The organism is Streptomyces sp. NPDC051364 (assembly GCF_040682115.1).
In the GTDB taxonomy this organism is placed as follows: domain Bacteria; phylum Actinomycetota; class Actinomycetes; order Streptomycetales; family Streptomycetaceae; genus Streptomyces.
This window is the reverse complement of the sequence record NZ_JBFBAH010000001.1, coordinates 436,655-458,064: the sequence shown is the minus strand read 5'-3', so window position 1 is coordinate 458,064 and position 21,410 is coordinate 436,655. Positions and strand designations below refer to the sequence as shown.

The window sequence follows — 21,410 nt, the reverse complement described above, 5'->3', positions numbered from 1 at the left end:
CCCCCGTCCGAACGCCCGCCACCCGCCCGCAGCAGCACCGCTCGCGCCCCGCACCGTCCCGGCTTTCCCTGGTGACGTGCGCACCTTCCTCTCGGCGGTACTCATCGTCCTCGTGACCGTCCTCGTGCCCGCCGGCGCCGTCGCGTACTGGGCCGACCGCGAGCTGGGCAACGCCGACCGGTACACCGCCGCCATGTCCCCGCTGGCCGAGAACGCGGCCGTCCAGGGCGTCGTCGTCACCCAGGCGAGCCGCGCCCTCGCCGGGCAGATCGACGCCGGCCCCTTCCAGGGCGGGGTCGACGCACTGCTCGGCGAGGCCCTGCGCTCCTTCGCCGGCACCCCCGCCTACCGCACCGCCTGGGACGCGGCCAACCGCGCCGCGCACGCCGCCTTCCTCCAGGCCCTCACCACCGGCGACGGCGACGCCGTCACCATCGACCTCGCGCCCGTTATCGAGCAGATCAAAGGGGAACTCGTCGCCGACGGGGTGCCGTTCGCCGACCGCATCCCCGTGACCCACGTCTCGGTGAAAGTCATGGAGTACGACAATCTCGGCGCGCTCAGGAAGGGCTTCCGCATGCTGCAGATCGCCGGCATCTGGCTTCCCGTGCTGACCGTGGTGCTGGCCGCGGCGGCGATCGGCGTCGCCGTCCACCGGCGCCGCGCCGTGATCGCCACCAGTCTGGGAGTCGCCGTCGGCGCCGTCCTGCTGTGGATCGCGGTGGCCGTCTGCCGCCGGCTCACACTGGACGACCTGCCGGCCGACATCGACCGGGCGGCCGCTGCGGCGGTGTACGACGCGCTCACCGCGTTCCTGCGCACCACCGCCTGGGTGATTCTGGCGATCGGGCTCGCCGGCGCTCTTGCCGCCTGGTTGACGGGCCGGCTGCGTCGCACCCCATAAGCTCGGAAGGTACCAACGCACTCAGACCGCCCCAGAAGAACGCAAGAAGAACGCAAGACCACGGAACAGCGCAGAAGAACCGATTCACGAGCGGCCGCACGGAAGCTGAATGAGCACCGAACGCACCGAACAGATACCTTCCGGGCGATCCCGGCACCGTCCGCTGGCTCCGCCCGCCTGGCTGCTCAAGGGACTGCGGCCGAGCACCGCCCCGATCCCCTGGGCCGCGGCCGCGCGAGCCGGCGTCGCGATGGCCGCCCCGCTCGCCGTCGGCTTCGCCCTGAACGAGCCCGAGTACGGGGCCCTCGTCTCGATGGGCGCCCTGTCCGGGGTCATCGGCGACACCGCCGACGCCTACCGGATGCGGATCCTGAACATCGCCGTGCCGCAGCTCTTCGGCGCGATCGGAGTCGCCCTGGGCACCCTGGTCTTCGGCCACGGCTGGCTCGCCGTCGGCGCCCTCACCCTGATCGCCCTCGTCTCCGGGATGATCTCCTCGATCGGCACGGTCGCCTCCGTCTCCGGACTGCTGCTGCTCCTCGACGCCGTGGTCGGCGCAGGCCTGCCGCTCCCCCGGCCCTGGTGGACCGCGCCTCTGCTGCTCGCCGCGGGCGGGCTGTTCGTCCTCCTGCTGACCCTGCTGGGCTGGCCGCTGCGCGGGCGGCAACCGGAGCGCGCCGCCGTGGCGGCCACCTACCGGGCCCTCGCCGACGCCCTGGAAGCCGCGGGCGGACCGGACTACGACGAGCGCCGCCGGCAGGTCACGCACGCCCTGAACCAGGCCTACGACCTGGTCCTGGGCCGCCGCGCCCGGGTGCACGGCCGCAGCCCCTCCCTCGTACGGATGCTGGCCCAGCTGAACGTGGTGATCCCGCTGGTCGAGGCCGCACCCGCCATGCACCTGCGCGGCAGAGCCCTGCCGCCCGAGATCCCGGCGGCCGTACGGGACCTGGCACAGGCCGTGGAACAAGGCCGCACCGGGAAACCCGTACTGGAGCTGCCCGCGCCGCACACGCCCGCCGAACGGGCCCTCGACGCGGCCCTGCGGCATGCGGCGGCCATCGTGCACCTGCCCGACCCGGACCTGCACAACGTCGACGACCGGCTCGGCCGGCCCGCCGCGCTGACGGTCCGGGCCCGGCGGGCCGTGCGCGACATGATGCTGTCCGGAGCCTCCTGGCGGTACGGGCTGCGCCTCGCGCTGTGCATCGGGCTGGCCCAGTCACTGGTCTCCCTGGTGCCGGTGGAGCGGTCCTACTGGGTCGCGCTGACCGTCACCTTCGTCCTCAAGCCCGACTTCGGCTCGGTGTTCTCCCGGGCCCTGCTGCGCGCCCTGGGGACGGCGGCCGGGCTGGTCGTGGCCGCCGCCGTGCTCGCGGAGGTGCCGCGCGGCTGGTGGGACGTGCCGGTGATGGTGGTGCTCGCCGCACTGATCCCCGTGTTCTCCGTCAAGGGGTACGCCTTCCAGACCGCCGCGATCACCCCGGTGATCCTGCTGCTCTCGGACCTCCTCAACCACCAGGGCTTCGACCTGATCCGGCCCCGGCTGCTGGACAGCCTGATCGGCTGCGGCATCGCCCTCGTCTTCGGCTATCTGCTGTGGCCCGAGAGCTGGCACACCCGGATCGGCGACCGGCTCGCCGACACCGTGGACGATGCGGCCCGGTACGTGGAGCGGGCCTTCGGGGGCCATCCGGAGACGGAGGCCGGGCGCCAGGCCGCCCGGACGGCCCGGCTCCAGGCCCGGCGGCGGATCTACCGGGACATGTCCGGCGTACGGAACGAGTTCCAGCGGGCTCTGACGGAGCCGCCGCCGACGGGGGCACGGGCCGCCGCCTGGTGGCCGCTGGTCGTCGCCGTCGAGCGGATCGTGGACGCGACCACCGCCGCCCGGGTCCGGGTCAACCACGGCGCCCAAGCCCCACGCGACGAGGAGGTGGCGAGCGTCATCACCGACCTGCACGCCCTCGCCGAGGGGGTGCGCAGCGCCCGGACCCCGGCCCAGCTGCGGCCCGCGGCCCCGCGGCCCGGGGACGAGACCTCCGTCCTGGCCCCGGTGCGCCAGGAGGTCGCGGCGGCCCGCGCGATCGCTTCCACGGACCACTGACGCCGGACCGTCCACCGGGCACCGGACCGCAGCTGTCGCCCGAATGGCCCCGGGGCCGGGCCCGTACGGCCGGGACGGGAGAGCATCGGTGCATGAGGCGCCTCTCCCCGCGCGTCCGCGCCGCGGCCCCGGTCCTCGCCGCCGTCCTCGCGGCGACGGCCGGGTGCGCCGACGTGGACGGGCTGCACAACGACGGCGACCTGGGCACGGTGCACGCCCCGGAGACCCTGTGGGAGAACATCCACCCGGACCCGCCCGGCCCCGGCCAGGAGCCCGGCAAGGCCGCCGTGGTCCCCGGCCTGCCCAAGGTCGCGAACCTCAGCATGCAGGGCGTGAACGCGGTGGACGTCGTACGGGCCGACATCACCGCCGCCGCCGCCGAGGACGGCGGGACCGGGCGCCTCGTCGACCCCCGGGCGGTGCAGCGGATCGCGCTGTGTACACAGGCTGTGGACGGAGGTCCGTACTGCCCGGTGCGGCCCGCGGTCCTGCGCGACGTGACGGGCAACGGCCGGGAGGAGCTGATCACCGCCCTGGACGTCGACGGCCGGGTCAGCGAACTGCGCGTCTACACCGTCCGCGACGACGGGTCGATCGCCCGGATCCTGTCCCGGCGCGGGGTGCTGGAGGGCGTGGAGGTGGCCGCCGAGCACCTGGCGGTCCGCGAGCCGACTTCGAACCCGGACAAGGTCTCCGTCTCCGACTACGTATGGGACCCGAAGGCCGGGATCATGAACCTCTCCCAGCTCACCCTCGACGAATGCGCCGGCACGAAGGACAGCGCCATCCCGTGCTCGACGAGCAGGGTCTGAGGGGGCCGGGCCGCGATGCGGGTCATGAGCAGCCTGCGTTGGAAGATCGCCCTGACCATCGCGGCGGTGTGCTGCGCGGTCGCGGCGGCGCTCGGGATCCTCGTGCACAACGTGGTCGCCCGGCAGATCGTCGGCGAGGTGCGCAAGGACGCGGACCGGGAGCTGGAGCACGCCCTCGCCCACTACCAGTACGGCACCGCACACGGTGACGTGAACCTCGCCCTCGACCCGCCCGGGCTGCCGGGGCCGCTGCGGAAACTGGTCGCCCGCGGCCTGACCGGCAGCATGGTCGGCGAACACGACGACGTACCCGTCATGTGGGCCGCCGCACCCGCCGACGGCAAGGCCCTCACCGTCTGGATCCCGTACGAGAGCACCCGCCACCGGCTGCGGGACATCGACACCGCGATCCTCGCCTCCTCGGCGCTCGCGGCCGGAGTGGTCGCGCTGGCCGGCGTGTTCCTCGCCCACCGGATCAGCCGGCGGCTGACGACCACTGCCGCCGTCGCCCGCCGGATCAGCGCCGGAGACCTGGACGCGCGTGTCGGGTTCCCCGCCGAGGAGGACGGCACGCGCGGCGCGTACGAGGGCAGCGGCCGGCGTCTGCCACGCCACCGCGACGAGGTGGGGGACGTGGCGCAGGCGCTCGACTCGATGGCCGCGTCCCTCCAGAAGCGGATCGAGGCGGAGAAGCGCTTCACCGCGGACGTCGCGCACGAGCTGCGCACCCCGCTCACCGGCTCGCTGGCCGCGGCCGCCCTGCTGCCGGAGGGCCGCCCCAAGGAGATGATCAACGACCGGCTCAAGGCCCTGCACCTGCTCACCGAGGACCTGCTGGAGATCTCCCGGCTGGAGTCGGGCGTCGAGCAGGCGGATGTGGCCCGGGTGGAACTCGGCCAGGCGGTGCAGCGGGCCGTCACGGCGACCCGCGTGGAGGCCTCGGTACGGGTGATCCGGGACGCCGTGGTGCTCACCGACCGGCGGCGGCTGGACCGGATCCTGGCCAATCTGCTGGTCAACGCCGACAAGCACGGGGAACCACCGGTCGAGGTGACCGTCGAGGGCCCGGTGGTGGTGGTGCGCGACCACGGACCCGGCTACCCGCCCGAGCTGATCGAGGAGGGCCCGCAGCGGTTCCGCACCGGGGACCCGGGCCGCGGCCGGGGGCACGGGCTGGGCCTGACGATCGCGGCCGGCCAGGCGGCGGTCCTGGAGATCGCCCTGAGCTTCGGCAACGCACCCGACGGCGGGGCGGTGACCACGCTCAGGCTCCCCGTCGGACGTCTGACGGACGCCTGACAGGCGAACATTAGGGTGAAATGCCCCTGGGTGGGCCGTGTTTCACGTGAAACACGGCCCACCCAGGGGTGGATTCAACCGGGCAACCGACCGCGCCTGCCGGCCCGATCAGACGCCGATGTTCTTGCCGTCCTTGCGCCAGACGGACACGACCGCCGGACGGACGATCTTGCCGGGGCCGTCGGGCCACACCGACTGCGGCTTCTCGACGGACGCGCCGTCGATCTCGCCCGGGTGCTGGACGGCCACCAGGACGCGCTTGTCCTGGACCAGCGGGCCACAGGTCTCGGCGCCGCGGGGGACGGTCAGGAACTGCTTCAGCTCACCGCGGCGGTCACCGGCGGTGGCGACACCGAACAGGCCGTCGTGGGAGCCGAGCTGGTTGCCGTCCGTGGAGATCCACAGGTTGCCGTGCAGGTCGAAGGTCACGTTGTCCGGGCAGGAGATCGGGCTGACCTTGTCCTTCGGGAAGCCCGCGAAGAAGGTGGACGGGTCCTTCGGGTCACCGGCGACCAGGAACAGACGCCAGGCGAAGCCGTCACCGGCCGGGTCGTCGAAGTTCTCGGCGAGCTCCAGGATCTGGCCGTGCTTGTTCAGGTTGCGCGGGTTGGCCTCGTCCGCACCGGCCTTGCCGGCCTTGCCGCGGTCGCTGTTGTTGGTGAGGACCACGTACACGCGGCCGGTGCGCGGCGAGGGCTCGATGTCCTCGGGGCGGTCCATCTTGGTCGCGCCCACCTTGTCGCCGGCCTCGCGCGTGAAGACGGCCACCTCTTCGGCGGTCATGCCCTCGACGTGCGAGACGTTGCCGGAGGGGGAGGAGGTGAGCAGCTTGATCCACACGCCGGAGCCGTCGAACTGGCCGTCGGAGGGGAGCTTGCCGGAGCCGTCGATCTCCGCGGCCGGGGAGTCACCGGTCAGCTTGGCGACGTACAGGGTGCCCTCGTCGAGCAGCGTGAGGTTGTGCTCCTTCGCCGCGCGCGAGTTGCCCTTCTTCATCTGCTTCGAGGAGACGAACTTGTAGAAGTAGTCGAACTTCTCGTCGTCGCCCATGTAGACGACCGGACGGCCGTCCTCGGTCAGGCGGGGCTGGGCGCCCTCGTGCTTGAAGCGGCCCAGCGCGGTGCGCTTGCGCGGGGTGGAGTTCGGGTCGTACGGGTCGAGCTCGACGACCCAGCCGAAGCGGTGCGGCTCATTGGGCTCCTGGAGCACGTCGAAGCGCTTGTCGAAGCGCTCCCACTTGCGCTCGGTGGCGCCGGTGGTGACGCCGTAGCGCTTCAGGCGGGCGGCCTGGGCGGGGTCGGTGACCTGGCCGGCGTTGGCGAAGTACTGGTTGAAGTTCTCCTCGCCGTGCAGCGTGGTGCCCCACGGGGTGGTGCCGCCGGAACAGTTGTTGAGCGTGCCGAGGACCTTGGTGCCGGTCGCGTCGATGGAGGTCTTCACCAGGGCGCTGCCCGCGGCCGGGCCGGTGAGCTTGAACTCGCTGGTCGCGGTGAGGCGGCGGTTGAGCTGGTGGCGGTTGACCGCGGTCAGCTTGCCGCTGCGGTGGTCCTCCTGGACGACGACGACGCCGAGACCGTGCGCGGCCCAGGCGATCTCGACCTGCTCGCGGGTCGGGTTCGCCGGGTCGTAGCCCTTGAACATGAGGATCTCGTCGGTGTACTCGTGGTTGGCCACGAGGAGCTGCTGGCGCTCGTAGTCGCTGCCGAGCGGGAGCAGCGAGAGGAAGTCGTTGTTGTAGCCGAACTGGCCGGCCTGGGCGGCGGCGGTCTGCTTGTCGGCGTTGAACCCCGGAGCGCCCTTGACGATCGGCTCGCCCCAGCGGATGACCACGTTCTGCTCGTAGCCCTCGGGGACGGTGACCCGGTCGTCGGTGTTCGGCGCGACGGCCTTGAAGCGCAGACCGCGGGCGCCCGCGGCGTCGGCGGCGTCCGCGGCGGCGCCCTGGGCGTCGGCGGCGGGGGCGGCGGTGGCCGAGGAGCCGTTGCCGCTGAGGGTGATGGCGGTACTGGCAGCGGTGGCGACCGTGACGACGGCGGCGGAGCGCAGCATCGAGCGGCGGGAGTAGGCGCGGGCGATGACGTCGCCGACGTACTCGTTGTCGCTCTTGTTCGGCACCTCGTGGAAGCAGGCGTCACCACAGCGGTAGCGACAGGTGAGGGCGGAACGGCCGCCCCCATGCGGGTTGCCTATGAGCGGCAGAAGCTTGCGCACGAATGTCCTCCGTAGATGCACGGGCGCCGACATCGTGTCGGTCGAATCCAGCCGTGACGGTAGGCGCGAGTTGCGCCGATGCGGCGGCGGCGGGATGAACGCCCGGTGAACCGGGCACGTCGGTGCGGGAGTTCGGCAAGATGGGGTGTGTGCTGGGCGGGCCGGGCGCCACGAAGGGCGCCCCTGCCGAAGTTCCAGCCAAGCGGCCGATAACCTTACGTGTCCACTCTGGGCAGGGATCAACCGCGCAGCACGGACAAATGACGCACGCACTCATGCGAAAGGCCTGGCCCATGGGTATTCGGAGCTTGTTGCGCAAGGTGTTCGGACGGTCTGCCGAGCCGGTTCCGGAGACGACGGACGGCACTTCGGCAGCCGTCCCGAACCAGGCGGAACGCACCCCCCTGGACGTGGCGGCCGAACTGGTCGCGGCGTCCTTCGACAATCCGACGGTTCCCCCGCAGTCCGCTCCGCGGGACCGTGAACCGGGGACCCTTCTCACCGCCCCGGCGCCGGACCCCACGGTCCCGGAGGCCCGCCGCCCCATGCCGGGGTCGGTTCAGCAGGAACCTGCGGCTGCGGCGAAGCCGGTTGCCGAACCGGCAGCCGAGCCCGTCGCGGCCGAGGCCGAGACCACCACGGCGGAGCCGGTGGCCGAGGCCGAGCCGGAGGAAGTCACCGCCGAGCCGGTGGCCGAGGTCACCGCCGAGCCGGTGGCCGAGGTACAGCCCGAGGCCGAGGCCCCCACGGCCGAGCCCGAGGTCAAGGCCGAGGTCAAGGCCGAGGTCATCGCAGCCGAGGCCGAGGCCCCCGTGGCCGAAGTCGTCGCAGCCGAGGCCGAGAGCCCCGTGGCGGAGCCGGTGGTCGAGGCCGAGCCCGAGGAAGTCGTCATCGAAGCGGCTGCGGCCGAGGCGCCTGCGCCGGAGGCGGCCGAAGAGGCCGTGGCCGAGGCGGTGGCCGAGGTACAGCCCGAGGCCGAGGCCCCCGAGGCCGAGCCCGAGGAGGTCGTCATCGAAGCGGCTGCGGCCGAGGCGCCTGCGCCGGAGGCGGCCGAAGAGGCCGCCGCCGAGCCGGTGGCCGAGGTACAGCCCGAGGCCGAGGCCCCCGCGGCCGAGGTCGAAGCCGAGCCCGAGGTCGAGGTCATCGCAGCCGAGGCCGAGGCCCCGGGTGCGGAGCCGGTGGCCGAGGTCGAGGTCGAGGTCGAGGTCGAGGACATCGTGGCGGAGCCGGTCGGCGAAGAGGGGCCGGCTCATGCGCTGGCTGCCGTGAAGCGGCAGGCGCCCGGGGTGGCCGGGGCCTACAAGGCCGCCGGGCAGGTGCTCCGGGGCAAGGGCAAGGCCGGTGCGCGGGCCAAGGTGTACCTGGTCCTGGACCGGTCCGGGTCGATGCGCCCGTTCTACAAGGACGGCAGCGCCCAGCACCTCGCGGACCACGCCCTCGCCCTCGCCGCCCACCTCGACGACGAGGCGACCGTGCACACCGTGTTCTTCTCCACGGACGTGGACGGCACCGCCGACCTGACCCTCGACGCCCACGACGGCGCCTGGGTCGAGGCCCGCCACGCCGAACTCGGCCACATGGGCCGCACCAGCTACCACCGCGCCGTGGAGCAGGTCGTCGAGCGCTACCAGAAGGACGGGGGCGACCACCCCGCCCTCGTGGTGTTCCAGACCGACGGTGCCCCCGACAGCGTCCGGCCCGCGAAGCAGGCCCTCGCCGACGCCGCCGCCTCCGCACCCGGCGTCCACTGGCAGTTCGTCGCCTTCGGCGACCACGACGCCAAGGCCTTCGACTTCCTGCGCAAGCTGGACGCCGAGAACGCCGGCTTCTTCCACGCCGGCCCCGCCCCCGCCGAGCTGACGTCCGGCGCACTGGTCAAGGGGCTGCTCCAGAGCTTCTGAGCCCCGCCCGTACGTACGACGAAGGGCCCGGGATCCATCGGATCCCGGGCCCTTCGTCTCACCTGCGAACGATTACCGCGCGGCGTCCGGGTGGACGGCCTCGGCGACCGGCTTGGCCTCCGCCGGCTTCGTCTCCACCGGCTTGCGCAGCGCGATGTTCAGCTCGCGCAGGCGGGACTCCTCGAGGACCGTGGGCGCGCCCATCATCAGGTCCTGCGCGTTGCCGTTCAGCGGGAAGGCGATGGTCTCGCGGATGTTCGGCTCGTCGGCGAGCAGCATCACGATGCGGTCCACGCCCGGGGCGATGCCACCGTGCGGCGGGGCGCCGAGGCGGAAGGCACGCAGCATGCCGGCGAACTCGCGCTCGACGGTCTCGGCCTCGTAACCGGCGATCGCGAAGGCCTTCAGCATGACTTCGGGCTCGTGGTTGCGGATGGCGCCGGAGGACAGCTCGATGCCGTTGCAGACGATGTCGTACTGCCAGGCCAGGATGTCGAGCGGGTCCTTCTCCTCGAGGTCCTTCATGCCGCCCTGCGGCATGGAGAAGGGGTTGTGCGAGAAGTCGATCCGGCCGGTCTCCTCGTCCTTCTCGTACATCGGGAAGTCGACGATCCAGCAGAACCGGAAGACGTTCTCCTCGAACTGGCCGGCGCGCTTGGCCGCCTCGACACGGACGCCCGACATGATCTTGGAGACCTCGTCGAACTCACCCGCGCCGAAGAACACGGCGTGGCCGGGGACCAGGCCCAGGCGCTCGGTGAGGACCTTGACGTTCTCCTCGGTGAGGAACTTGGCGATCGGGCCGGTCAGCGCACCGTCCTCGCCCACGCGGACCCACGCCAGGCCCTTGGCCCCCAGCGAGATCGCATACTCGCCGAGGCCGTCGAAGAACTTGCGCGGCTGCGCGGCGGTGTCCGGGACGGCCAGCGCACGCACGTGCTTGCCGGCGAACGCCTTGAACTCCGAGCCCTCGAAGACGTCGGTGATATCGACGAGCTCCAGCTTGGCGCGCAGGTCGGGCTTGTCGTTGCCGTACTTCAGCATCGACTCGCGGAACGGGATCCGCGGGAACGGCGAGGTGACCTCGCGGCCGTTGCCGAACTCGGTGAAGAGCTCGGTCATCAGGCGCTCGATCGGCTGGAAGACGTCCTCCTGCTCGACGAAGGACATCTCGACGTCGAGCTGGTAGAACTCGCCCGGCGAGCGGTCGGCGCGGGCGTCCTCGTCGCGGAAGCACGGCGCGATCTGGAAGTACCGGTCGAAGCCCGAGATCATCAGCAGCTGCTTGAACTGCTGCGGGGCCTGCGGCAGGGCGTAGAACTTGCCCGGGTTCAGGCGGGACGGGACGACGAAGTCACGCGCGCCCTCGGGCGAGGTCGCGGTGAGGATCGGGGTCGCCATCTCGTTGAAGCCGAGGGCCACCATCTTGGAGCGGATCGACGCGATGACGGCCGAGCGCAGCATGATGTTGCGGTGCATGCGCTCGCGGCGCAGGTCGAGGAAGCGGTACTCCAGGCGCCGCTCCTCGTTCACACCGTCGTCGGTGTTGATGGTGAAGGGCAGCGGGGCCGCCGCGCCGAGCACCTCGACCTCGACGGCCTCGATCTCGATCTCGCCGGTGGGCAGGTCGGCGTTGACGTTGTCGGCGCCACGCGAGACGACCTTGCCGTCGACGCGGACGACGGTCTCCTTGGAGAGCTTGTCCAGGACGGCGGCCGCGGCGGTGCCGGGGCGGGCGACGAGCTGCGTGATGCCGTAGTGGTCGCGCAGATCGATGAAGAGGATGCCGCCCAGGTCTCGACGGTTGTGCAGCCAGCCGCTCAGCCGGACGTCTGCGTTGACGTCAGAGGCGCGGAGCTCGCCGCAGGTGTGGGACCTGTACCGATGCATCAGTCATCCAGTTCTTCGCGATACCAGGGTGGATTTAACCCTCACAAGGTTACCGTCCGGGCCGGGGACCGTGCGGGAGTGCCCGGCAGCCCCCGCGAACAGGCACGCCGGGGGGATGACCTGTAAAGATGACCGGGTGCGCACCGAGGACGTCCTGGCCGCCATCGCGACCGGCCTGTGGCGATGGGACAACGCCTCCGGGACGGTCACTCTGGACAGCGAGGCAGCCCGGCTCCTCGGGCTGCCTGCGGAGCCCGTCGACCTGCCTGAGGTCGCCGTACGGTCGCGGTTTCACCCGGTGGACTGGAACGAGATCAACGGGATCGTCAATCTCGCGGTGGCCGAGGGCACCCTCGCGGAGGCCCGGCTGCGGATCATGGACGAGGACGGGCGGGTGCTGCGCACCGTACGCAGCCGCTCCAAACCCCTCGAGAACCGCTCGGTCGACGGCCGCGTCGACTACGAGCTGATCGGCACCGACGGGCTCATCGAAACCGGCGGGCACGACCTGGACACGGGTTGGGCGCGGCTGCGGGCGATCCTCGAATCCGAGACGCACGATCCCGGGACCCATGAATCGACGGCCTGGAGAAACTCCCCGACCTGCTGGTCCAGGCCGTGCACGGGCCCTCGAACGTCCTCATGCACACGGACGGCGACGCGCTGCTGGTCGCGGAGGCGGTGGGCGAGCTGGGGACGCGGCGGCTGCGCATCGAGGTGGCGGACGCCAGCGATGAGCTGCCGCACAAGCGGCATCCGGGCGAGATGGCGTCGAGCGGACGGGGCGTCCTGCTGATGGAGATGCTGGCGGACACCTGGGGCGTGGACCCGCGCGGCGAGGGCAAGTCGATCTGGTTCGAGATGCACGAACAGGCGAACGACGACTGAAGGACGACCGCCCGTCCCAGCCGGCAAGGAAAGATCACCCGTCCCAGCCGGGGCCGTCGGTGCGAGCGCCGTGCCCGATCCGCACCGGAATGCCATGGTTGGATGCACCCGTGCTGACTCTGCTCCCCCCGCCGGTCAGGCGACTGGCCGCGTGGTGCGCGGCCGTCCTGCTCGTCACCGGCGTGGTCGCCGTCGGCGTGTGGCTGTGCATCACCTTCAAGCCGGTCGTCACGCCCGTGCTGCTCGCGCTGCTCGGAGCGGCCCTGCTCGGGCCGATGTACCGGCGGCTCGTGAGGACGGGGGTGCAGCGCTCCCTCGCCGCCGCGCTCACCTGCCTCACCGTGCTCGTGGTGTTCGGAGGCGCCACGTACGTCGTCGTCCACGCCCTGATCAGCACCGGCGATCAGATCGTCGGCTCCCTCAAGCAGGCCGGGCAGCTCCTCGCCAAGCACTTCGGGGCCGCCGGGACCTCCCTCGAGGACCTGGCCTCCAACGCCAAGGAGCTGCTCGCCAAGTACGGCGGTACGGCCGCCTCCGGCGTCATCGCCGGCATCAGCGTCGTCGGCGAGATGCTCGCCACGGCCGTCCTCGCCCTGCTGCTGATGTTCTTCTTCCTGCGCGACTCCCACCGCGCCTCCGCAGCCCTGCGCTCGCTCGCGCCGCGCGCCACCGGCGACACCGCCGACACCGCCGAGGCCATGGCCCGCCGCGCCTTCGCCGCCGTCGAGGGCTTCATGCGCGGAACCACGTTCATCGCCCTGATCGACGCCTTCTTCATCACCGTCGGCCTGCTCGTGCTCCGTGTCCCCGGGGCCGTCGGCCTCGGCGCCCTGGTGTTCGTCGGCGCGTACATCCCGTACCTCGGCGCCTTCATCTCCGGCGCGGTGGCCGTCCTCGTCGCGTTCGCCGAGCGGGGCTGGGCCATCGGCCTGTGGGCCTTGGGCGTGGTGCTCGCCGTGCAGGTGCTGGAGGGGCACGTCCTGCAGCCGGTGATCCAGAGCCGCACCGTGCAGATGCACCCGGCCGTGGTCCTGCTCGCCATCACCGCCGGCGCCAGCGTCGCCGGGATCCTGGGCATGCTGCTGGCCGTGCCGATGACGGCGGCCGCGTTCGGCGTGGTGTCGGAGCTTCGGGGGCGCTACGCGGGAGCCGAGCGCCCTGAGGAACACGAGAAGCCGGAGTAGCGAGGGTTTCAGGACAACCGCGAAGCGGTCCTCGATCATCCGTTCGCGGAGAACCCAAGGGGTCCGTTTTCCGGCCACCGCCTCCTCCTGCGGAGATGCCCAAAAGGATCTGAAGAGTCCGTGTAACCGGCCACGCGCCCCGAAACGCAGCATTCAAGCCGGTCTCCGCCTCACGCCCGCATCCCCCTGGTACGGCATTCGTCTTCGTGCCATCGTCTTTCACCGGACCGGGGGGCCGCTGCAGCACTTGTGCCGCGGAGCATTCCTCTCGGCTGCACCACGACGTGTCCGATATCCAAGAGGAGACAGCGTGCGCAAGGCAGCAAGGTTCACCGCAGTGGCACTCTCCGCCGCGACGATCGTCATGGGCTCCGTGACCGTGGCCCACGCCGGCGACTACACCGAGGACGGGGTCCGGATCCGTTCCAACTCCAGCACCTCGGCCTCCGTCAACGGCCTCGGCTACCGGAGCCACACCATCACGCCCATCTGCTACAAGTCGGGCACCGTGATCAACGGCAACAAGTGGTGGGACAGGCACAAGAACAACAACACCGGCGTCACCGGGTACAGCTCGATGACCCTGATCACCAAGTGGGCGGCCAATCCCTGCTGATCGGGCGCTCGGAGCCGCCGGGGGCCGGGACCGCTGGAATCGGTCCCGGCCCCGGGCGTGCCGGGCAGTGTACGACCACCAGACCACCACGGAAAGGCTGATCGTGCTCCACGCACGCCAACGGCTGCCCCTGCTGCTGGCCGGTGTCGTCGCGGTCGCAGCGCTCGGCGCCTGCACCGCCGAACCGTCGGCGAAACAGGGGGGACCGGACGGTCCCACGGCCGAACCTCAGGTGAGCGTCACGCCGCAGGAGGACCCGGCGAACGCCGTACTCCCGCTCGACGCCTACGCCTTCGACCAGAACCAGGCGAAGGTGCTCCGGCAGGCACAGGACCTGCTCACCGAGTCCTGTATGCACCGCATCGGATTCGCCTCCTTCAAGAACGCGAGCACCTACGTCACCAACGCCGGTGCGCACCGGGCCACCACCGGAATCGGCCTGGTCGACGCCGAATCCGCGAAGAAGTACGGGTACCGGTCCGGCGCATTACCGGACCGCGACGCGGCCGGCGAGAAGAAGCGCGACCCGAACGAGACGGCCGCCCTGTTCGGCCCGCAGGACGGCGGACCGGCCCATCCGGGCGCCCCGGAGGGCGGCTGCTCGGGCGAGGCCGACCGCAAGCTGTACCCGAGGAGCACCACCGGCCCGTCCGCGGCCCCGGCCGGCAACAGCCTGGTCGACCAACTCACGCAGCAGGCCGGCGACCGGGCGCGCGGCGACAGCCGGATCGTCGCGGGCATCACGCAGTGGAGCACCTGTATGCGCGATGCGGGGTTCCAGGTGAAGACGCCCTGGGAACTCCAGCAGATGGAGGGCACCCGGTGGACCGGGCCCGTCACCTCCGAGGAGATCACCGCCGCGACCACGGACGTGTCCTGCAAGCAGAAGACGAAGCTCACCGACACCTGGAGCGCAGTCCTGACGGCCTACCAGAAAGGCCTGATCGAACGGCGCAAGCAGGATCTGGACCAGGAGAAGAAGCGCCTGGACGAGCAGGTCACATATGCGGAGAAGGTGCTGAAGGACGGCTCGGCGTGAGGGCCCCGGCCGGCCCGTGGGCCACGCTTTCCGGCCTGCTGCCGGCCCTGGCGGCGGCTCTGGCGCTCCTCCTGGCGACCGGGTGCACCGCGGATTCCGCCGCCTCCCCGGCAGGTGCGAGCACCCGGTCGGTGCTGGAGCCGCCGAGCCCGGACGTGCAGCAGGCGTACGACGCGTACTGGGCCACGTGGCTCGCGGCGAACCGGGCGCCCGATCCCCAGGATCCGGCCGTCGAACGGGTCGCCACCGGGCAGCAGTTGCAGGAGCTCCGCGACAACCTCGCCCACTCGAAGACCGGCGGCCAGGTGCTGCTCGGCGAGGTGGGCCACCGGATCGACGGCGTGGAGACCCCCGGTGCACAGACCCGGATCCTGCACGACTGCGTCGATCTGGACCGCTGGCTCATCCATGACGCCAAGACCGGTCAGCCCGTCGACCAACTCCAGGACAAGCCGACCCAGATGGGCGCCTTCACGCTGACCCGCGAGAAGGAGGGCGCCCCGTGGAAGGTGAGTTCCCTCGAGGTGCTCGGCGAGAACTGCTGAACGAAGAAGTGGGTTTCACGTGAAACATCAAGAGGCCGCTGCCCCCGAGGAGCCGGACGCCGCCGAGAAGGACGCCGCCGAGAAGCCGGACGCCGCAGGCGGGCCCGATGACGTACGGGCCTCGCTCGGCCGGCGGCGCCGGATCCTGATCTGGGTCGTCGCGGGCGCCGTCGCCCTCACCGGGGCCGGGGTGGTCCTCGCCGGCGCCATCCGCTCCCCCGCCCAGGTCGCGGCCGATGCTGCGGCGCCGCCCGCGTCCGTCCTCGCCGACCGGGTCGAACGGCGGGTGCTCACCTCCTCCGTGGTCGTACGGGGCACGGTCACCGCCGAGCAGTCGCTGGCGGTGTCCCCGGGGGCCGGGGCCACCGCTGCCGCCGGGACGGGCGGGAAGCCCGTGGTCACGCGGGTCAACAAACAGCCCGGGGCCGCCGTACAGGCCGGCGAGGTACTGGTCGAGGTGTCGGGGCGGCCGGTGTTCGCGCTGGCCGGGGCCCTGCCCGGGTACCGGGACCTGAAGCCCGGGGCCACCGGCAAGGACGTCGGGCAGCTCCAGGAGGGGCTCAAGGCGCTCGGCCACGCCACCGGCAAGGATCCGGCGGGCACGTACGGCGCCGGTACGAAGGCCGCCGTCACCGCGCTCTACGCCGCGCTCGGCTACACACCGCGGCCGGCCGACCCCGCCGACGCCGAGAAGCTCCAGGCGGCGGAGGACGCCGCCGACACCGCCCAGCGAGGGGTCACCACCGCCAAGAGCGCCCTCGCCAAGGCCAAGGCGGGCGGTGGCACCGACACCGCCGAGGCGCAGCAGCAGCTCACCTTCGCCCAGCAGGACCTGGCCAAGGCCACCAGCCGCCTGGAGGCGGCCCGCGCGGCGGCCGGCCCCATGGTCCCGGCGGACGAGCTCGTCTTCGTCAAGGGTTTCCCGGCCCGCGTGGACGTGGTCAAGGCCGCGGTAGGCGAACCCGTCCCGGACGGGCTGCTGACCCTCTCGGCGGGCGCCCCGGTGATCCGGGCCTCGCTCCCGGCGCACCAGAAGGACCTGGTCAAGGCCGGGATGAAGGTCGAGGTGCTGTCCGAGGCCACCGGGCTCACCGCCACCGGGACCGTCGGCTCGGTCGCCACCGACCCGACCCCGGCCGCGGCCGGCTCCCCGACGGGCGGCGGAGGCGGAGCCGGGTCCGGCACGGGCTCCGGGGACAACCCGCCGGCCACCGCACAGGACGCGGGCGGGTACGCACTGACCGTCAAGCCCGACCAGACCCTCGACCCCCGGCTCTCCGGCCAGGGCGTACGGCTCACCGTGACCGCCGCCTCGTCCGGGGAGCCGGTGCTCGTCGTACCGCTCTCCGCCGTCTCGGCGGGCGCCGACGGCCGGACCACCGTCACGGTGCTGGGCAAGGACCCCGCCGCCGCGGACGCCCGGCGCCGGGTCGAGGTCAGGGCCGGGATGTCCGCCGACGGAATGGTCCAGGTCGAGCCGGTCGGCGGTGGCGCGCTCGCCGACGGCGACCGGGTGCTGGTCGCGCAGGCGAAGCCATGACCGCCGCCCACCCGGCCGCGGACCCGGCCGCCCACCCGGCCTCGGAAGCCGCCTCGGACGCCGCTCCGGGCGCCGCGCCCGACCCCGCCCCGGTCGTCCGCTTCGAGGGCGTCGGCCTCACCTACCCCGGACCGCCGCCCGTCCAGGCGCTGCGGCCCTGCGAACTGACCGTGGAGCGCGGCGAGTACGTCACCGTGGTCGGCCCCTCCGGCTCCGGGAAGTCCACCTTCCTGAACGTCGCGGGGCTCATCGACGCCCCGACCACGGGGCGGTACCTGCTCGACGGCATCGACACCGGCGCCCTGCGCGACCGCGACCGGACCGCCCTGCGCGGGCAGCGCATCGGCTTCGTCTTCCAGTCCTTCCATCTCCTGCCGCACCGCAGCGCCCTGGAGAACGTCCGCCTCGCCATGGTCTACAACGGCATCCCGCGCGCGGAGCGCGCCGACCGGGCCCGTACGGCGCTGGAGCGGGTCGGCCTCGGCCACCGCACCGGCCATCTCCCGACCCGGATGTCGGGCGGCGAGCGCCAGCGCGTGGCGATCGCCCGCGCCCTGGTCGCCGAACCCTCGCTGCTGCTGTGCGACGAGCCCACCGGGAACCTGGACACCGCCACGGCGGGCGCCGTACTGGCCCTGCTGGACGCGCTGCACGCCGACGGGCTGACCCTGCTGGTCATCACGCACGACCCCCACGTGGCCGCCCGCGGCCGGCGGACGGTGTCCATCCGCGACGGGGTCCTGAGCGAGGTCGTCCCCGCATGAGGAGCATCAGTGCCCGCATGAGGAGCATCGGGAGCATCAAGCGAAGGCGGCGGGCCGACACCGGGATCACGCCCTCCCGGCTGTCCCTGCGCGACCTGCTCTCCGAGGCCCTGGCCGGGATGCTCCAGCGGCCCGCCCGCTCCGCGCTGACCGGCCTCGGCACCGTCCTGGGCGTGGGCACCTTCGTGGCGATCCTCGGCCTCACGGCCACCGCCTCCTCGCAGATCGACAGCCGCTTCAACGCGCTGACGGCCACCGAGGTCGGCGTCCAGGACACCGCCGGCGGCGGCGATCCCCAGCTCGCCCGGCAGGTGCCCCTCGCCTTCCCCCGCGACGCGGACGCCCGGGCGGGCACGCTCAACGGGGTACGCGCCGCAGGGGTGTTCTGGCCGGTGCCGCTGGGCGAGACCACGGTTCGGTCCGCCCCGGTCGCGGGGGCGACGGGCGAGCGGATCCCGGTGGTCGCGGCCTCCCCGGGGATGCTGCGCGCGGCCGAGCTCACGCTGGGCTCGGGCCGGGCGTACGACGCCTTCCACGACGGGCGCACCGAACAGGTCGCGGTGGTGGGCTCGGCGATGGCGGCCCGCCTCGGCATCACCACGCTGGAGAGCCGCCCGGCGGTGTTCATCGGCGAGCACCCGTTCACCGTGGTCGGCATCGCGAGCGGGGCGGACCGCAAGCCGGACCTGCTGCTGTCGGTGATCGTGCCACGGAGCACCGCCGAGAAGCTGTGGGGGCCGCCGGACAACGCCCAGCGGGCCCGGATGCTGGTGGTGACCGAGCTCGGCGCGGCCCGGCAGGTGGCCGCGGAACTCCCGCTCGCACTGCGCCCGGACCATCCCGACTGGCTGACGCCCGCGCCGCCGCCGGACCCGAAGACCCTGCGGGCGGGGGTGACTTCCGATCTGGACCAGCTGTTCCTGCTGCTCGCGGCGATCTGCCTGGTCATCGGGGCGGTCGGGATCGCCAACACCACGCTCGTCGCGGTGCTGGAGCGGACCGGGGAGATCGGGCTGCGCCGGGCCCTGGGGGCGCGCGGGCGGCACATCACCGCCCAGTTCCTGGCCGAGTCCGCAGCGCAGGGTGCGGTGGGCGGTCTGGTCGGCACCACGCTCGGCACCCTGACCGTGGTCGGGGTGTCGGCGCTGCGCGACTGGACCCCGGTGATGTCGCCGGTCACCGTCGCCGTGGCGCCGCTGATCGGACTGGTCACCGGGGTGCTGGCCGGCCTGTACCCGGCCTGGCGGGCCTCCCGTACGCAGCCGGCGGAGGCCCTGCGCCGCTAAGCGGCCTCGGGGAGGCCGCTTAGGGGGTGTCCGCCGGTGCCGCCGCGGTCAGGAGTGCTGCTCCGCCGACTTCGTGCGCTCCCGGGCGGTGGTGGGGATGGTCCCCAGCCGGCCCGCCTGGAAGTCGTCGAAGGCCTGCTGGAGCTCCTGCCGGCTGTTCATGACGAACGGCCCGTAGTGCGCCATCGGCTCCCGGATCGGGCGCCCGCCGAGGAGGATGACCTCCAGGTCCGGGGTGTTCGAGTCCTGGGCCTCGTCCGCCCGCACCGTGATCGAGCCGCCGTCGCCGAAGACCGCCGTCTGCCCGGTGTGGACGGGCCGCCGGTCGGTGCCGACGCTGCCGCGCCCGGCCATGACGTACGCGAGGGCGTTGAAGTCCTCGCGCCACGGGAGGGTGACCTGCGCGCCCGGGGTGACGGTCGCGTGGATCATCGTGATCGGGGTGTGGGTGATGCCGGGGCCGGCGTGGCCGGCCAGGTCACCGGCGATCACGCGGAGCAGGGCGCCGCCGTCGGGGGTGGACAGCAGCTGGACCTGGCCGCCGCCGATGTCCTGGTAGCGCGGGGGCATCATCTTGTCGGAGGCGGGGAGGTTCACCCACAGCTGGAGGCCGTGGAAGAGGCCGCCGGACACGACGAGGGACTCCGGCGGGGCCTCGATGTGCAGGAGGCCGGAGCCGGCGGTCATCCACTGGGTGTCACCGCCGTTGATCACTCCGCCGCCGCCGTTGCTGTCCTGGTGGACGAAGGTTCCGTCGATCAGGTACGTGACGGTCTCGAAGCCGCGGTGCGGATGCCAGGGGGTGCCCTTGGGCTCGCCCGGGGCGTACTCCACCTCGCCCATCTGGTCCATCATGATGAACGGGTCCAGGTACTGGTAGTTGATCCCCGCGAACGCGCGGCGCACCGGGAACCCCTCGCCCTCGAACCCACCGGGAGCGGTCGTGACGGCCAGCACCTTGCGGGCGGCGGTCTCCGGGGCGGGCTCGGCGACGCGGGGGAGCGTCAACGGGTTCTCCACAGTCACTGCAGGCATGGTCGGAACCTCCTTCTGCGTCGAGTTTAGTTGAAACTCGAACTTTCTGCCACACGGGACAGAACAGAAGGAGCCCCGGGAGAATTCCCCCGGGGCCCATGGCTCATCGTGCGCCCGCGACTCAGCCGGTGCAGGCCGGGTCCGCGTAGCGGCACACGTGCGCCGTAGCGGCCTCGGCCGGGGCCGCCGCGAGGGCGCCCACGCCCACCGCCAGAGCCACCGCGGTCAGCACGGCGGCCGCCCTTGCGCGAAGCCGCGTACGCGTCGTGGAAGTCGTACGAGTCATTGCTGCCTCCTCGTGTCGGAAATGCGTTGCGGGGGACCCCTCGTCCATCCCCCGCAGTACCGATGTTCGGGAGTCGCGGCCGCCGCCGCGATCCTTTCGGACAGGCCCGAAACCTCGGCTCAGACTCCGCCCCACCCCCTCCCGCTGCTACGTCACGGCGTGATCTTGACCGAGTTGATCGGGGTCAGGTCCTTCACCATGTACGCGCCGGCCGGCAGGTAGCCGCTCGAGCAGCCCGTGCCGTTGTAGCCGGTACACGTCCAGAACTTCCAGCCGCCGGTCTGGTTGTTGTAGATGACGTGGTTCCCGTTCATGTTGTCCAGGTTGTAGGTGCCGGCCCGGTCCTTCGCCCAGATGATGTTGTTCCAGCCCGAGTCCTGCCCGTAGATGCACACGTAGCCCACCGTGCAGTCCGAGGGCGCCGCCTGCGCGGATCCTGCCCCCAGGATCCCCGTGCCCAGCGTCATGACCCCGGTGGCCGCGACGGCGGCGAGCTTCGTGCGGATCGACATACGCTTCATTGCCTTGTCTCCCTTGTCGTGGAACGCGCGTCGTGGAACGCGCCATGGTGTGGTTGGCGGCCGGAAGGCCCGGTGCCGCCGGCTAGCAGGAGATGCCCTTGATGACCGCGTTCGTGGGGTCCGAGATCTTGTGCCAGCCGCTGCCCCACACGAAGGGGTACGCGGTGGGGCCGCTCAAGAGGACGCCGATCGCCGTGCAGCCGCCGGGGATGTAGACGCCGTCGACGTCGACCCCGCTGAAGTCGCCGCCCATGGACGAGTGGGGGAACACCCACCGCTCCCACTTCCAGGCGTCCGCCTCGGAATTCCCCCATTCCAAGGTGACGGAAACTCCATGATCGGTGGAATTCGTCACCTTCCCGCAAATCCAGTTGCACTCCATTCCCGTGGTTCCCTCCGTGGCCGCCGCAGCGGGCTGGGCAGCCACAAGGGAAAGGCCCGTGAAAGCGACCGTGGCGACCAGTGCGGATTTCGCAGCGCGGCGCAGATTACGCACAGACATGTCTCGCATTCCTCCGATGTGGCCGTTTGTCCGCGGCGGCTTCCGGCCCCCGCTGCGACAAAGACTGCGAAAGGGACGGG

The 21,410-nt window shown here is 72.2% G+C and carries 18 protein-coding genes and 1 pseudogene; 13 read left to right on the top strand and 6 right to left on the bottom strand.

Annotated elements, in window-relative coordinates; translation table 11 throughout:
* The first annotated feature begins 76 nt into the window (after positions 1 to 76).
* The 4 genes from AB0M76_RS02205 to AB0M76_RS02190 all read left to right on the top strand — a co-directional run bounded on the left by AB0M76_RS02205 (position 77) and on the right by AB0M76_RS02190 (position 5,122).
* On the top strand, positions 77 to 904 hold the full coding sequence (locus AB0M76_RS02205) for a hypothetical protein (RefSeq protein WP_365951082.1): 828 nt from the start codon (positions 77 to 79) through the stop codon (positions 902 to 904).
* A gap of 109 nt (positions 905 to 1,013) precedes the next feature.
* Positions 1,014 to 3,011 carry an FUSC family protein gene (locus AB0M76_RS02200; RefSeq protein WP_365951081.1) on the top strand — a complete coding sequence of 666 codons (1,998 nt, stop codon included), beginning with the start codon at positions 1,014 to 1,016 and terminating at the stop codon, positions 3,009 to 3,011.
* Positions 3,012 to 3,103: 92 nt separating this feature from the next.
* A complete protein-coding gene (locus AB0M76_RS02195; RefSeq protein ID WP_365951080.1) occupies positions 3,104 to 3,823 on the top strand; it encodes a hypothetical protein in 720 nt (239 codons plus the stop codon).
* A gap of 15 nt (positions 3,824 to 3,838) precedes the next feature.
* A complete protein-coding gene (locus AB0M76_RS02190) occupies positions 3,839 to 5,122 on the top strand; it encodes a HAMP domain-containing sensor histidine kinase (protein ID WP_365951079.1) in 1,284 nt (427 codons plus the stop codon).
* Between the two features lie 108 nt (positions 5,123 to 5,230).
* On the opposite strand, the gene AB0M76_RS02185 is transcribed toward AB0M76_RS02190, so the two are convergent.
* Positions 5,231 to 7,333 carry a PhoX family protein gene (locus AB0M76_RS02185; RefSeq protein WP_365951078.1) on the bottom strand — a complete coding sequence of 701 codons (2,103 nt, stop codon included), beginning with the start codon at positions 7,331 to 7,333 and terminating at the stop codon, positions 5,231 to 5,233.
* 293 nt (positions 7,334 to 7,626) lie between these two features.
* Between AB0M76_RS02185 and AB0M76_RS02180 the strand changes: the two genes are divergently transcribed.
* Complete coding sequence (locus AB0M76_RS02180) at positions 7,627 to 9,234, top strand: VWA domain-containing protein (protein WP_365951077.1); 1,608 nt, start codon at positions 7,627 to 7,629, stop codon at positions 9,232 to 9,234.
* 72 nt (positions 9,235 to 9,306) lie between these two features.
* Here the strand turns inward: AB0M76_RS02180 and aspS are convergent, their stop codons facing one another.
* Entirely contained in the window at positions 9,307 to 11,124 is a 1,818-nt protein-coding gene (gene aspS / locus AB0M76_RS02175) for an aspartate--tRNA ligase (RefSeq protein ID WP_365951076.1), read from the bottom strand.
* A gap of 136 nt (positions 11,125 to 11,260) precedes the next feature.
* On the opposite strand from aspS, the pseudogene AB0M76_RS02170 reads away from it, so the two are divergent.
* The 8 genes and pseudogenes from AB0M76_RS02170 (at position 11,261) to AB0M76_RS02135 (ending at position 18,986) form a co-directional block, all read left to right on the top strand.
* A pseudogene (locus AB0M76_RS02170) lies at positions 11,261 to 12,012 on the top strand (hypothetical protein).
* Between the two features lie 113 nt (positions 12,013 to 12,125).
* Positions 12,126 to 13,196 (top strand): AI-2E family transporter, encoded by a 1,071-nt coding sequence (locus tag AB0M76_RS02165; protein ID WP_365951379.1) that lies wholly within the window; start codon positions 12,126 to 12,128, stop codon positions 13,194 to 13,196.
* A gap of 310 nt (positions 13,197 to 13,506) precedes the next feature.
* Positions 13,507 to 13,812 carry a hypothetical protein gene (locus tag AB0M76_RS02160; RefSeq protein ID WP_365951075.1) on the top strand — a complete coding sequence of 102 codons (306 nt, stop codon included), beginning with the start codon at positions 13,507 to 13,509 and terminating at the stop codon, positions 13,810 to 13,812.
* A 103-nt stretch (positions 13,813 to 13,915) separates the two neighbouring features.
* Entirely contained in the window at positions 13,916 to 14,851 is a 936-nt protein-coding gene (locus AB0M76_RS02155; RefSeq protein ID WP_365951074.1) for a hypothetical protein, read from the top strand.
* Positions 14,848 to 15,396: a hypothetical protein gene (locus tag AB0M76_RS02150; protein WP_365951073.1), complete on the top strand. Its 549-nt coding sequence runs from the start codon at positions 14,848 to 14,850 to the stop codon at positions 15,394 to 15,396. The genes AB0M76_RS02155 and AB0M76_RS02150 overlap by 4 nt, the downstream gene beginning before the upstream one ends.
* Before the next feature lie 19 nt (positions 15,397 to 15,415).
* A complete protein-coding gene (locus AB0M76_RS02145; protein ID WP_365951072.1) occupies positions 15,416 to 16,936 on the top strand; it encodes a peptidoglycan-binding protein in 1,521 nt (506 codons plus the stop codon).
* Positions 16,933 to 17,700: an ABC transporter ATP-binding protein gene (locus AB0M76_RS02140; protein ID WP_365951071.1), complete on the top strand. Its 768-nt coding sequence runs from the start codon at positions 16,933 to 16,935 to the stop codon at positions 17,698 to 17,700. The genes AB0M76_RS02145 and AB0M76_RS02140 overlap by 4 nt, the downstream gene beginning before the upstream one ends.
* A 17-nt stretch (positions 17,701 to 17,717) precedes the next feature.
* Entirely contained in the window at positions 17,718 to 18,986 is a 1,269-nt protein-coding gene (locus tag AB0M76_RS02135) for an ABC transporter permease (protein WP_365951070.1), read from the top strand.
* 48 nt (positions 18,987 to 19,034) lie between these two features.
* Here the strand turns inward: AB0M76_RS02135 and AB0M76_RS02130 are convergent, their stop codons facing one another.
* The 4 genes from AB0M76_RS02130 to AB0M76_RS02115 all read right to left on the bottom strand — a co-directional run bounded on the left by AB0M76_RS02130 (position 19,035) and on the right by AB0M76_RS02115 (position 21,147).
* Positions 19,035 to 20,021: a pirin family protein gene (locus tag AB0M76_RS02130; protein WP_365951069.1), complete on the bottom strand. Its 987-nt coding sequence runs from the start codon at positions 20,019 to 20,021 to the stop codon at positions 19,035 to 19,037.
* A 121-nt stretch (positions 20,022 to 20,142) separates the two neighbouring features.
* A complete protein-coding gene (locus tag AB0M76_RS02125) occupies positions 20,143 to 20,307 on the bottom strand; it encodes a hypothetical protein (RefSeq protein ID WP_365951068.1) in 165 nt (54 codons plus the stop codon).
* A 152-nt stretch (positions 20,308 to 20,459) separates the two neighbouring features.
* Positions 20,460 to 20,828 carry a hypothetical protein gene (locus AB0M76_RS02120; RefSeq protein ID WP_365951067.1) on the bottom strand — a complete coding sequence of 123 codons (369 nt, stop codon included), beginning with the start codon at positions 20,826 to 20,828 and terminating at the stop codon, positions 20,460 to 20,462.
* Between the two features lie 82 nt (positions 20,829 to 20,910).
* Positions 20,911 to 21,147 carry a hypothetical protein gene (locus tag AB0M76_RS02115; protein ID WP_365951066.1) on the bottom strand — a complete coding sequence of 79 codons (237 nt, stop codon included), beginning with the start codon at positions 21,145 to 21,147 and terminating at the stop codon, positions 20,911 to 20,913.
* Positions 21,148 to 21,410 lie beyond the last annotated feature (263 nt).

Coding starts and splice junctions, on each gene's coding strand:
- AB0M76_RS02200 (WP_365951081.1), top strand. CDS start 1,014: ATGAGCACCGAACGCACCGAACAGATACCTTCCGGGCGATCCCGGCAC.
- AB0M76_RS02195 (WP_365951080.1), top strand. CDS start 3,104: ATGAGGCGCCTCTCCCCGCGCGTCCGCGCCGCGGCCCCGGTCCTCGCC.
- AB0M76_RS02190 (WP_365951079.1), top strand. CDS start 3,839: ATGCGGGTCATGAGCAGCCTGCGTTGGAAGATCGCCCTGACCATCGCG.
- AB0M76_RS02180 (WP_365951077.1), top strand. CDS start 7,627: ATGGGTATTCGGAGCTTGTTGCGCAAGGTGTTCGGACGGTCTGCCGAG.
- aspS (WP_365951076.1), bottom strand. CDS start 11,124: ATGCATCGGTACAGGTCCCACACCTGCGGCGAGCTCCGCGCCTCTGAC.
- AB0M76_RS02140 (WP_365951071.1), top strand. CDS start 16,933: ATGACCGCCGCCCACCCGGCCGCGGACCCGGCCGCCCACCCGGCCTCG.
- AB0M76_RS02135 (WP_365951070.1), top strand. CDS start 17,718: ATGAGGAGCATCGGGAGCATCAAGCGAAGGCGGCGGGCCGACACCGGG.
- AB0M76_RS02130 (WP_365951069.1), bottom strand. CDS start 20,021: ATGCCTGCAGTGACTGTGGAGAACCCGTTGACGCTCCCCCGCGTCGCC.
- AB0M76_RS02125 (WP_365951068.1), bottom strand. CDS start 20,307: ATGACTCGTACGACTTCCACGACGCGTACGCGGCTTCGCGCAAGGGCG.
- AB0M76_RS02120 (WP_365951067.1), bottom strand. CDS start 20,828: ATGAAGCGTATGTCGATCCGCACGAAGCTCGCCGCCGTCGCGGCCACC.